Below are 11,976 nucleotides of genomic sequence, written 5' to 3'. Positions count from 1 at the left end.
TTCGAAAGAATATAATCAGAGTATCGCCCCTTTAGTTTTCCATTATGAAACCTTCCTTGTTGCAAGCCTTCTTTTCTGTAAATAGCCGTTGCCTATCTTTGCTATTACTTTGTTTTTCTTCATTACTACCTGCTGCCGAGGTAGAACCTTGGTGGCTTCGCCATGTCTTTAATACCGAACCTACCCTACCCGAAGCCAATAGTTTGCTGAATGAAGCTGAGCTATTTGATTGTGGGGAAAAAGAAGCGACCTTATTGTGTAGTGATGAAATTAAATACTACAACGAAAAAGTTTATGTTGAGCTAGAACTTACAGGTACGAAACAGACTGGAAAAACTGACCCAAAAAGTGATGAAGTTGATGTAACTGAAGATAAGTTGCCTACCAAGTTTGTCAGTGTTGTACGCTTTAATGCAACTTATAGCGCTCACTCTTATACAATGCTGCAAGCGAACTTACGACGGGATGGTTTTGTTATTCAATCCATAGTTATTGCAGGGGAAGAGTTCAATGTAATTGAAGAGCTTGCCACCGCCGCAAATCAGAATGAAAGCCCCCAGTCAGTGGATGAAAAACTGATTACATTTATGAATCAACGTAGGCTTGTTAGTGATCAAATTAGTACATGGATGACAGGTCATGATCGTTCTCCTAAAGTTAGATTATTAAGGGAAGGATCAACATTAACTCTGGAGTTATTTCGAGAAGCGTTTTAATTTCGAGAATCGCTTTAGTAAAGCGAGATTCACACTTTTCATTAAGGAATCCTAGCTGCACCTTTTATACGTTGAGCCTTCGGTAAAACAAGCATAGGATAATTGCATTATTGATGAAGGAGACAACCGATGGTTGCAAAAGTAACGACAGCACCGCAAGGTCCTGAGCTGTCTGAATTAGTACAAGGTTATTGGCGAACAGAAGAATGGAATATGACGCCTCAAGAGCGTCTGACTTTTCTTAAGCAGCATATCGATCTTGGTATCACGACGGTTGATCACGCTGATATTTATGGTAACTATCAATGTGAAAAGTTATTTGGTGAGGCATTAGCGCTTGAACCTAGTATCCGCGAGCAAATTCAAATTGTTACTAAGTGCGATATCAACTTGTGCGGTGATCATACTCCAGATCGCAAGATCAACCATTACGATACGAGTGCTCAGCATATCTACCAATCGGTGAATAATTCACTTGAACGTCTAGGTGTTAATGAAGTGGATGTATTGCTTATTCATCGACCTGACGTACTAATGGATGCTGATGAAGTTGCAGAAGCATTTACTGAGTTACACAAAGTCGGGAAAGTGAAGCATTTCGGTGTGTCTAATTTCTCACCACGCCAATTGGAACTTTTACAGTCTCGCCTAGGCAAGCCTTTAGTCACTAATCAAGTTGAAATTAACCCTCTGAATTTTGAAGTGGCACATGATGGGACATTGGATCAGCTTCAAATGAATCGTATCCGCCCGATGGCATGGTCTTGTCTTGGTGGTGGAAGTATTTTTACGGGTAATACAAAGCAAGCAGTGCGGGTTCGTGAAGAATTGGAAGCGATTCGAATTGAAGTCGGCGCAAACAGTATTGATCAAGTGATTTACGCTTGGGTGAGACGTTTGCCTTCAAACCCATTAGCGATTATTGGTTCTGGAAAAATTGAACGTGTTCAAGCAGCTGTTGATTCATTAAAAATAGAGTTAACTCGAGAGCAGTGGTATCGCGTTTGGGTTGCTTCAAAAGGTCACGGTGTGCCATAAACTGAAGCTCATTCGAATGTAAATAAAGCCAGCAATTACTGGCTTTATTTATTATGAGCTCTATTTATTATACGCTTTGTTTATTATTACTTGGTCGGTTCTGTTGCAGTAAGATACTCAAGTAGTTCATCAGGCCAATTCACACCATTAGTTAAGTCTTTTGTTCCTGAAACCATTTCACCATCGACAGCGTTATACAGTAAATATGGTGCATTTTCTAAGTTGCCTTCAATACTGTAAAAATGGCAATAAGAGAAATAGTCACGAGATTGGTGAATCAGAAACTCATAACCCGCATCTTTCGCAGTTTGAAAGTTCGCACCAGATACATTTCCTCGGCTATTACTCCCTCCAGAGCTTGGGTTATTACCGTAGATTTTATCTTCATAGTGATCGGAGTTCGTTATTTCTTGTAATAGCGCATAACAAGATCTGACGTTATTAATGTCACGGCGGACACCGCCTCGGCTATTTTTAACGGGGAAGCAAGATCCCGAAAAGTTGGAGTAAGTACCCTCTATATTAAATGAAGATGAGTTTTCACCTTGAGGCTCTGCAGTATCGCCACCTCTTGCTAAACACGCTGCTTGGAATAGGTTAGTACCGGTTCTAAAATTGCTTAATAAGCCTGTAGCAGCGGTCTCATTCGCTTCATTTGAGTAGGATAAAAATCGAGGAGCAGCAACAATACCTAAAACCCCTAAAATCAGAATAACAACGATTAACTCAAGTAACGTAAAGCCGGAGTTATGCTTGCGTGGCTTCATGGTAACCTCCGTTAATGTTGATTATATGGTATATAGTTCCATTTGAATTTTATCATGTCTATAACATATTGAAACCTGTAACTGATGGTTTTTGAATTACCGAAAATTTACGGTTAAATATTGAGCGATTTTATGGGTGGTATATTTTTAAAAAACACTCATAATGCACTCTGTTTTTCATCTGTTGGACATTTCCATTGAGCACTTCTAAATTTTCTTCTATTGACCTTAAGCCTGAGCTTCTAACAACCTTAGATTCATTAGGCTATGCCCAAATGACCCCTATTCAAGCCTTGAGCTTACCTTCTATTTTAGCGGGCAAAGATGTAATTGGTCAGGGTAAAACCGGTTCAGGTAAAACTGCTGCTTTCGGTTTAGGTGTACTGCAAAACTTGCGAGTAAAGCGCTTTCGTGTGCAGTCATTAGTTCTCTGTCCAACTCGTGAACTAGCAGACCAAGTAGCAAAAGAAATCCGTACATTGGCTCGTGGTATTCACAATATTAAAGTATTGACGTTATGTGGCGGAATGCCAATGGGACCACAGATTGGTTCATTAGAGCACGGTGCACATATTCTAGTTGGTACACCTGGTCGTATTTTGGACCACCTTGAAAAAGATCGTATTGATTTATCTGAACTGAACACGCTTGTATTAGATGAAGCTGACCGTATGCTGGAAATGGGTTTCCAAGACGCGTTGGATGCGGTTATCGAAGCTGCGCCAAAACAGCGTCAAACATTGTTATTTAGTGCGACATTCCCAAAACAGATCAAATCTGTTGCTGATCGCATTATGCAAAACCCTGAAATGGTGAAAGTAGAATCAACTCACGATCATTCAAGTATTCAACAGCACTTCTATAAGCTTGAAGGCACAGAAGCACGTGATGATGCACTAGAACTTCTTTTACTTCATCATCAGCCTGAATCTGCTGTCGTGTTCTGTAATACTAAGAAAGAAGTTCAGAACGTGAATGATGAATTAAGCCACCGTGGTTTCAGCGTAACGGAGCTACATGGAGACATGGAGCAACGTGAACGTGACCAAGCTTTGGTTCAATTCTCAAACAAGACAATTTCTATTTTAGTCGCGACAGACGTAGCCGCTCGTGGTCTGGATGTTGATAATCTTGATGCCGTGTTCAACTTTGAACTGTCTCGTGATCCTGAAGTGCATGTTCACCGAATTGGTCGTACAGGTCGAGCTGGTGGGAAAGGCGTTGCTTGCAGCTTCTTCAGCGAGAAAGAAATGCACCGTGTTGCTCAAATTGATGAGTACATGGATATGCCAATAGAACCTTCTACATTGCCAGAAAAGCCAAATGCTAAACCATATCAATCGAATATGGTAACTATCCAAATTGATGGTGGTAAGAAGGCTAAACTGCGTGCAGGTGATATCTTAGGAGCACTAACTGGTCAGGGCGGTATTGATGGTAAATCTGTAGGTAAGATTAATTTATCAGCAATGCGCGCATACGTTGCGATTGAAAAATCATTAGCGAAAAAAGCACTCAACAAAATTGAGTCAGGCAAAATGAAAGGGCGTCAATTCCGCGCTCGCATTTTGAAGTAACGCACTCAGAATTAAACGATTTAAAAATCGTTCAAAGGTTTAACCTAGGCAAAAAGCTTAGGTTAAACTTTGTAAGATCTTATAAATATCTAAAATGAAAAGTAGAAACTGAGAGTTCAGCTCTATTCATCTGGTCTGATTGAGTAGAGGTCATTCATGTGCTTTCCTGCCCCCAAGTACCAATCCATAGCCTCCTGGCGATTTGTTGCCATAATTCTTGTTGTTGTTATCTTGCCATTTTCGAAGTAGCAGACTTCATATTCAATTTCGCATTCATAATGAGGAATAGCGGCCATAACTTACCCCCCTGTGGTAATTATGAGAATTAATGCAATTTCCATACCGGAAATTGTTATTTCAATCGCATTTATTAGTTTGTTTTTGTTTCTCTTTATTGCCATTCCTTTCATATCATTTTGCAGTAAGCTTATTTGAGTGCTTATCTAAACGATTAACTTTGGAGTCGCGAAGAATTAAGATATGTATTAGAGCTCAATAGATTTCACATCGTAATTAAGTTACTGATATTTAAAGGTTGTATGCTGAATCTAAGAAAGGAAGTTGCTAAAAATGAAATTATTAAAGTGGTGGCAATTTGTTATCGTATGCCTGTTAATGACAGGGTGCGGAACTAAGTTTGTTTATAATAACGTCGATTGGTTAATTTTAGACTACTTAGAAGATTTTGTAACCTTAACTGATTCTCAAGAAGATGAACTAGAGAGCCGAATCAATCTATTGCAGGAGTGGCATAAACACTCAGAATTGCCGCTTTATATTGAACAAATTTCCGAAATACAGGTTCAAAAACAATCTCAAATTGATGCCGCCTTTATTTTAAAACAGAGAAAGCAGCTTTCTCTGCATTTCAAAACTATTGTTTCAAAATTTGCTCCTGATATTTATGCTTTGTCTATGCAGATGACAGCTCTGCAAGATAAAGAGTTCCTAGTTGGTTTACAGGAAAAGCAAAAAGAGAGCGCTGAAGAGTTCTTATTACTTTCTGAAAACGAAACAAGAGAGCGATATGAAGAGCGAATAAGCAAAAGTGTGAAGCGCTGGCTGGGTACTATTAGTGAATCACAAGAAGAGGTGATTTTGAGGTGGGTTGGTGATTTAAAAAACACCAACGCCGGCTGGTTAGATTACCAAAGTACGATTTATGCTGAAGTTTCTAAACTCATGAACAATAAGTCCGATAGGCATACCTTTCAACCGACTTTGATGTCTTTGTTACTTTCTCACGAGTCTTATTATTCAGCCGAATTGAAGGTGGATATTGATTATAACGCTCAGATTTCAGCTAATTACTTATCCACTATTGTGTCTTTAGCGTCAGATAAACAATGGACTCACTTTCAATCAGAATTGAGAGACTTGAAAGAAGTAGTTGCAGAGCTAAATTAACCGAGCTTTCTTTAAAACTTAGCTTATACCCTTTTAGCTTATACACGCTTGGTTGTAATACGTAATTAAGCGCTTTGAAGTAAACGTGGCACTGCAGCCTTAGTTGTTTTTCCAATTTTTTGCATTAGTTTAAAGCTGGGATTGTCGATTTGGTAAGTAGTACTCATGTCTTGAAGCATCGCTAACCATAACTTTGCAGTCATTTCCGAATCGGCTAACGCTCTGTGGAATACTCCATCATTGTCTATATTTAAAAAACGGACGAGATCACCTAACTTGTGGGTTGGGGAGTCTTGCACTAGCCTTCGGGCAATCAGCATTGAACAAGCAAACTCACCACTGTAACCTTTTCCAATCAGATCCAATTCGGCATCTAAGAAGCGTTTATCAAATGATGCATTATGAGCAACTAAGCAGCTATCTTGGATGAAGTCAGCAAACTCACTCATTACCTCATCACAACTTGGCGCGGTTCTAAGCATATTATTCGTAATGCCTGTGTAGTTCTCAATAAACCCACTCACTCTGAACCCAGGATTCATTAACTGCTGGAAAGTGTCTGTTACTTTTCCATCCACTAGACGAACCGCACCAATTTCAATGGCTCTATCACCCATGTTTGGTGATAATCCAGTCGTTTCGAAATCGAGGACAATAACGGTGTTTGCTAAAGGTGTGGACACAAAATGCTCCTAAGCTCAGAGGTAAATAGTTAGTAAGTGTGTGGCTGGGGTGATGTTAAGTAATAACAAGCTCAGTATACCCTGTGGAAGAGTCAGGTTCTCGTGAAAACGTCATATTGTCATAGCGGTGGATGATTAACTCTGCAGTGTGAGAAACAATGGTTCCTTCAAGTAAGTGTCCACCAATAACATTACCGTTTTCGTCGGCTGCTGAAATATGAATATGTTGATGAGATTCTGTCAGCGTACCCATCACGGAAACAATTTCAAAAGGGGCTGTTAACGTCTTCGTGAATTCGGCGTTTGCGAGGCGAATATTGAGCTGAGAAACGCAGCCTACACAGGAAGCGATAGAGCCTGCTTTTATTTGGTTGTCAGTGACTAGACGTTGGATCTCTAATTTTAAATCTTGACCTCTGGTGAGGCGAACAGCGATGGGTGTGATCATAATACTACCTAAATTAAAGGCGAAGTGGTTAAGCACTTCGCCTTTCTCTTTTAACTCAAGACTCATTAATATTTATTTTAAGATCTTTAGTCTTGTGAGTTTTGAGCATCTCTTTTGTGTTTTGGCACAAAGTTAAGTACAGAAATTGGCACTTCTTTGCGAGGTTCAAAACCTTCAATAACGCGACGTTCAATTAAGTGACCAAGGCGCTTTTCAATGATGCACAAGTTTTTGAAGTTATCTTTTGATAAGAATGAAATCGCTTCACCAGAGGCATCAGCACGACCAGTACGACCAATTCGATGCACATAATCATCGGCAGGGAAGGGCATGTCATAGTTCACTACGCGGGTTAGGTTATCAATATCAATACCACGTGCAGCAACACCAGTTGCTACTAGGAATTTTAAACGACCTTTTTTGAAATCAGCGAGAATTTTTTCGCGAATGGCTTGGCTTCGTCCACTGTGGAATGCTTCTGCTTGAATGCCCCGCTTTTCTAGCTGAGCAACAAGTTTTGCCGCGCCATGCTTGGTTTCAATGAAGATTAGCGCTTGATCCCATTCACCATCGGTGATCATGTGGCTCAACAGTGCCGATTTACGATCTTTATCAACAGTCACTAACCACTGTTCAATATTCGCTTTAGACGCGTCTGTTTTCGCAATCGAGATCTCTTCAGCTTCACTGATCGCACTTTTCGCAAGAGCGCGAACTGGTGTCGACAAGGTTGCAGAGAACAGCAGGTTTTGAATGTCTTGTGGTAAGCGAGCAATGATCTTGTTGATGTCTTCAATGAAGCCCATATCTAACATGCGGTCTGCTTCATCTAGTACTAGCACTTCCACTTCATCAAAATGCACAGCTCTTTGACCGTACATGTCGATAAGTCGACCAGGTGTTGCTACTAGAATGTCGACACCTTCGATCAGGCGATCTTTTTGATGCTGATAAGAAACGCCACCGTACATCGCTAGGGATGTTAGGTTTAGGAATTTCGAATATTTGTTGATGTTCTGTTCAACTTGAATCGCAAGTTCACGTGTTGGCGTTAAGATCACCGCACGAATGCGTTTTTTACGTTGAGTTTCACCTTTGCTGAGCATTTCTAAAATAGGCAGAACAAAGCTCGCCGTTTTACCTGTACCCGTCTGCGCTGCTGCAATGAGGTTTTTACCAGATAGAACGATCGGAATGGCTTTTTCTTGAATTGAAGTCGGTTTTTCGTAGCCTTGTTTAGTAACGGCTTTAACAATAGGGGAGCTTAATCCAAGTTTGGAAAATGGCATAGGTATCTCAACGTGTTGAATAGATGGAACTGTCTTATACGATGATAAGAAGAATGGCTGCATTCTACCATGTTGCTTTGATACCGCTAGCAATACTCGGGCTGTTCAATCAAACAAATCCATTCAATGGCCATTATGCGTCTGCTTAATGTTCTATATTCAAGAAGCCTGCTACCAAGCCGTTATATTGACTAATTTTTCAGCTTAAATAGTCTCTTACTCTGGCAGCTCGTGCTAACCTTTTGATAGAAAAGGAGTGTTCTATGGGTAAAAGCAAACTAGATAAAAAGTTCTATGAAAAAGAGCTAGAACGTTTACAGGTTGAATTGGTTAAATTACAAGAATGGGTCAAGCAAGAAGGGCTCAAAGTTGTGGTGATCTTTGAAGGACGAGATGCGGCAGGTAAAGGTGGGGTAATTAAGCGAATTACAGAAAAGCTTAACCCTCGAATTTGTCGTATTTCAGCGTTACCAGCCCCAACAGAAAAAGAAAAAACGCAGTGGTATTTTCAACGTTACGTTTCTCACCTTCCTAGTGCAGGAGAAATGGTCTTATTTGATCGCAGTTGGTATAACCGAGCTGGAGTTGAAAAAGTCATGGAATTTTGTACCCAAGAGCAATATGAAGAATTTCTTCGATCTTGCCCTGAGTTCGAACGTATGTTGCAGCGCTCCGGCATTATTTTACTGAAATACTGGTTTTCTGTTTCCGATGAAGAACAAGAGAAACGCTTTTTAGAGCGTATCAATACACCGATAAAACGTTGGAAGTTTAGCCCTATGGATTTAGAGTCGCGTAACCGTTGGGCGGAGTACTCTGAAGCAAAAGATAAAATGTTTGCTTATACAGATACCAAGCAGTGTCCATGGTGGGTTGTGCCATCTGATGATAAGAAAAAGGCTCGTTTAAATTGTATCAGTCACCTTCTGGAACAAATTGAGTATCAGGATATTGCTTACCCAGACATCGAACTACCTGAAATCAACAAAGATGGTTACATCCGAGCGCCGCTTGAAGAGCAAACATTTGTTCCTGAGAAGTATTAATATTTGGAGTAAGGTTAGAATTAGAGGTAAGTCAAAGCGTAGATAGAATTTCTCTACCCTTTAGTTTTATCAGCTAACACTTAATAAAAAATCCAGAGCTTTTAGACTCTGGATTTGGTTTTTCTAGGTATGTTTCAGTTGAACAGGAACTTAAGCCGTCTCTGTTTCTTCTGCTTGAGCTTGTTCAACCATTGAAATGGCTAACGCTTCCGCAGCTTTGATTCCGTCGATACCTGCAGAAAGAATTCCGCCTGCGTAACCTGCGCCTTCACCGGCTGGGTAGAAACCTTTTAGGTTGATGCTTTGGAAGTCTTTGCCACGCTTAATGCAAACTGGAGATGAAGTACGAGTCTCGACACCAGTCAGCAAACCATCTTCAGAAGAGAAACCTTTGATTTTCTTTTCAAATGCAGGGATAGCTTCACGGATAGCTTCAATCGCGAAATCAGGCAGTGCTTTAGAAATATCAGTCAGTTTGATGCCTGGAGTAAATGAAGGAGCAACACCATTTTCTTTAATATCACTTGGATCGCGACCTTTTAAGAAATCACCGATTTTCTGAGCAGGAGCATCGTAGTTCTCTCCACCAAGCACATAAGCACCAGCTTCTAATTCACGTTGTAAGCGAATACCAGCAAGTGCGTCACCTGGGTAGTCACGCTCTGGGTCGATACCAACAACAATCGCACTGTTTGCATTACGCTCGGCACGCGAGTACTGACTCATACCATTGGTAACAACGCGGCCTTCTTCAGATGTCGCGGCTACTACCGTACCACCTGGACACATACAGAAGCTGTAAACAGTACGACCATTCTCACAGTGGTGAACCAGCTTGTAATCGGCAGCGCCAAGGATAGGGTTACCTGCGTTTTTACCAAAACGAGCTTCATCAATCATGGATTGCTTGTGTTCAATACGGAAACCGACTGAGAAAGGCTTTGCTTCCATGTATACACCACGGTCATTAAGCATTTCGAAAGTATCACGAGCACTATGACCAACAGCTAATACTACGTGACGAGTTTTGATTTCTTCACCATTTGAAAGCGTTAGACCTGTAATTTGACCGTCTTCCATATGTAGGTCATCAACGCGCGTACTGAAGCGGATCTCACCACCTAGTGCAATGATGTTTGCGCGCATTTTTTCGATCATGGTCACCAGCTTAAAAGTACCAATATGCGGCTTGCTTACGTATAAAATTTCTTCAGGTGCGCCTGCTGCAACGAATTCTTCAATCACTTTACGGCCGTAATGTTTAGGATCTTTCACTTGGCTGTACAGTTTGCCGTCTGAGAATGTACCCGCGCCACCTTCACCAAACTGAACGTTAGATTCTGTGTTTAGTGTACGTTTACGCCAGAAACCAAATGTGTCTTTAGTACGTTCACGAACTTCTTTACCACGCTCAACAATGATTGGGTTGAAGCCCATTTGAGCTAAAATCAAACCCGCAAACAAACCACATGGACCAAAGCCAATAACCACTGGGCGCTCTTGCTGAACGGTAGGCGCTTTAGCGACGAATTTGTATTCCATATCCGGAGTGATTTTTACATGAGGATCGCTGATGAATTCTTCAAGTAGTGCTTCTTCATTCTCAACTTCTACATCAAGTGTGTAGATCAGAAGAATTTTAGATTTTTTACGAGCATCATAGCCACGTTTAAAGATGTTATAAGACAGAACTTGCTCATCGCTAATACCTAGCTTCTTGGTGATAGTCGCTTGAATAGCTTCTTGTTCGTGGTCTAGAGGAAGTTTAATTTCGGTTAAACGTATCATGCTGATGTCTCGTTTTAATAGGTGTCTTAGCTTTACGTTTTCTAGCGGTAAACAATTCGCTTATTTAGAATTCGTTTATGCAGAAAGCAGTAAGGCTCACAATGGCGCGCATTTTACGTTAAGTTGATTTGTCTGTCATACTAAATTGGAAGTAGACGGCAATTTGAGTGAATATTCATTCCACATAATGTTGAATTTTGTTTTGGGATGAGTATTATCCCCATTCTTTAATTTTTGACTAACTTAAGAGCTTTTTATCATGGCGTTTGTCGTAGGCGATAATTGTATACAATGTAAATACACTGATTGTGTGGCGGTATGCCCTGCTGATGCGTTTCATGAAGGCCCTAACTTTATGGTCATTAATCCAATTGAATGCATTGATTGCGGTTTATGTGTCCCTGAGTGTGACGCACAAGCCATTTTCCAAGAAGATGAGTTACCAGAAGATCAAAAGATTTTTATCGAGGTAAATGCCGAGCTTGCTGAACTTTGGCCAGTACAAACTGAAGTGAAGCCAGCGATGGACGATGCGGATAAATGGAATGGAGTTACGGACAAATTGGCAATGCTTGAGAAGTAATCCTTAGTTAACTGATTTATCATCGATAAAAAGCGTAGTGACTAACCGTCAGTACGCTTTTTTAGTTTCTGGAGCTTACTCGCGAGTACATTGAGAAGCTAGAAGCTAGAAGCAGAAGCTAGAAGCTAGAGATAAGGCTTGAAACGGTTAAGTTCTCTCTGCCAAATATGCTTCGTAGTCTGGAATTTCAATTGAGCTTTCTTCTTCAAGTAAAGAAGAGCTGAATAAAAAGTTTGCAGTAGCACGGTTCGTTGCGACCGGGATGTTCCAAACACTGGCGATTCTAAGTAGTGCTTTCACATCTGGATCATGAGGAACGGCATTCAGTGGGTCCCAGAAGAAGATCATCATATCGATCTTACCTTCAGAAATAAGTGCACCAAGTTGTTGGTCGCCGCCCATAGGTCCGCTGATCATGCTTTTGATCGCAAGCCCGGTATCTTTACTCAGCATTGAGCCTGTTGTGCCTGTTGCGTACAAAAAATGGCGTTGAAGCTTTTCTTTATTTTCTTTTACCCATCTTAGCAATTCCGGCTTGCAGTTATCATGTGCGACTAAGGCTATATGTTTGTGCGCCGGCAAGGTGCGAGTCGTTTTTTGCATGAATGTTCCCTAAATTATTGGTGTGTTTCTT

General features: G+C 40.8%; 13 protein-coding genes. 6 read left to right on the top strand and 7 right to left on the bottom strand.

Annotation, left to right across the window (positions count from 1 at the left end):
- Nucleotides 1-44: 44 nt before the first annotated feature.
- Together OCU78_RS20275 and OCU78_RS20270 are read left to right on the top strand one after the other, a co-directional pair.
- Entirely contained in the window at nucleotides 45-716 is a 672-nt protein-coding gene (locus tag OCU78_RS20275) for a hypothetical protein (protein ID WP_137373758.1), read from the top strand.
- A gap of 129 nt (nucleotides 717-845) precedes the next feature.
- Nucleotides 846-1,754: an aldo/keto reductase gene (locus OCU78_RS20270; RefSeq protein WP_137373759.1), complete on the top strand. Its 909-nt coding sequence runs from the start codon at nucleotides 846-848 to the stop codon at nucleotides 1,752-1,754.
- Nucleotides 1,755-1,840: 86 nt separating this feature from the next.
- Here OCU78_RS20270 and OCU78_RS22955 read toward each other — a convergent pair whose 3' ends face one another.
- Entirely contained in the window at nucleotides 1,841-2,521 is a 681-nt protein-coding gene (locus OCU78_RS22955; protein ID WP_137373760.1) for a type II secretion system protein, read from the bottom strand.
- 197 nt (nucleotides 2,522-2,718) lie between these two features.
- Here OCU78_RS22955 and dbpA point away from each other — a divergent pair, with 197 nt between their 5' ends.
- A complete protein-coding gene (dbpA, locus tag OCU78_RS20260; RefSeq protein ID WP_137373761.1) occupies nucleotides 2,719-4,098 on the top strand; it encodes an ATP-dependent RNA helicase DbpA in 1,380 nt (459 codons plus the stop codon).
- Between the two features lie 122 nt (nucleotides 4,099-4,220).
- Here the strand turns inward: dbpA and OCU78_RS20255 are convergent, their stop codons facing one another.
- Nucleotides 4,221-4,394: an RNA helicase gene (locus OCU78_RS20255; protein WP_137373762.1), complete on the bottom strand. Its 174-nt coding sequence runs from the start codon at nucleotides 4,392-4,394 to the stop codon at nucleotides 4,221-4,223.
- 274 nt (nucleotides 4,395-4,668) lie between these two features.
- Between OCU78_RS20255 and OCU78_RS20250 the strand changes: the two genes are divergently transcribed.
- Complete coding sequence (locus OCU78_RS20250; RefSeq protein ID WP_137373763.1) at nucleotides 4,669-5,505, top strand: DUF6279 family lipoprotein; 837 nt, start codon at nucleotides 4,669-4,671, stop codon at nucleotides 5,503-5,505.
- A 65-nt stretch (nucleotides 5,506-5,570) separates the two neighbouring features.
- Here the strand turns inward: OCU78_RS20250 and OCU78_RS20245 are convergent, their stop codons facing one another.
- The 3 genes from OCU78_RS20245 to OCU78_RS20235 all read right to left on the bottom strand — a co-directional run bounded on the left by OCU78_RS20245 (nucleotide 5,571) and on the right by OCU78_RS20235 (nucleotide 7,925).
- Nucleotides 5,571-6,122, bottom strand: a complete 552-nt coding sequence (locus OCU78_RS20245) for a 3'-5' exonuclease (RefSeq protein WP_390904824.1) — start codon at nucleotides 6,120-6,122, stop codon at nucleotides 5,571-5,573.
- Between the two features lie 121 nt (nucleotides 6,123-6,243).
- Nucleotides 6,244-6,636 (bottom strand): PPC domain-containing DNA-binding protein, encoded by a 393-nt coding sequence (locus OCU78_RS20240; RefSeq protein ID WP_137373873.1) that lies wholly within the window; start codon nucleotides 6,634-6,636, stop codon nucleotides 6,244-6,246.
- 86 nt (nucleotides 6,637-6,722) lie between these two features.
- Nucleotides 6,723-7,925, bottom strand: a complete 1,203-nt coding sequence (locus OCU78_RS20235; RefSeq protein ID WP_137373765.1) for a DEAD/DEAH box helicase — start codon at nucleotides 7,923-7,925, stop codon at nucleotides 6,723-6,725.
- Nucleotides 7,926-8,188: 263 nt separating this feature from the next.
- On the opposite strand from OCU78_RS20235, the gene ppk2 reads away from it, so the two are divergent.
- A complete protein-coding gene (gene ppk2, locus OCU78_RS20230; protein WP_137373766.1) occupies nucleotides 8,189-8,971 on the top strand; it encodes a polyphosphate kinase 2 in 783 nt (260 codons plus the stop codon).
- Nucleotides 8,972-9,121: 150 nt separating this feature from the next.
- Here the strand turns inward: ppk2 and OCU78_RS20225 are convergent, their stop codons facing one another.
- A complete protein-coding gene (locus OCU78_RS20225; RefSeq protein ID WP_137373767.1) occupies nucleotides 9,122-10,759 on the bottom strand; it encodes an NAD(P)/FAD-dependent oxidoreductase in 1,638 nt (545 codons plus the stop codon).
- 259 nt (nucleotides 10,760-11,018) lie between these two features.
- Between OCU78_RS20225 and fdxA the strand changes: the two genes are divergently transcribed.
- A complete protein-coding gene (fdxA, locus tag OCU78_RS20220) occupies nucleotides 11,019-11,342 on the top strand; it encodes a ferredoxin FdxA (RefSeq protein ID WP_137373768.1) in 324 nt (107 codons plus the stop codon).
- Between the two features lie 147 nt (nucleotides 11,343-11,489).
- Here the strand turns inward: fdxA and OCU78_RS20215 are convergent, their stop codons facing one another.
- On the bottom strand, nucleotides 11,490-11,945 hold the full coding sequence (locus OCU78_RS20215; RefSeq protein ID WP_137373769.1) for a methylglyoxal synthase: 456 nt from the start codon (nucleotides 11,943-11,945) through the stop codon (nucleotides 11,490-11,492).
- Nucleotides 11,946-11,976: the final 31 nt, after the last annotated feature.

This window comes from Vibrio gallaecicus, from assembly GCF_024347495.1.
In the GTDB taxonomy this organism is placed as follows: domain Bacteria; phylum Pseudomonadota; class Gammaproteobacteria; order Enterobacterales; family Vibrionaceae; genus Vibrio; species Vibrio gallaecicus.
The sequence above is the reverse complement of the archived record's forward strand: the minus strand, read 5'-3'. Positions and strand labels throughout refer to the sequence as shown.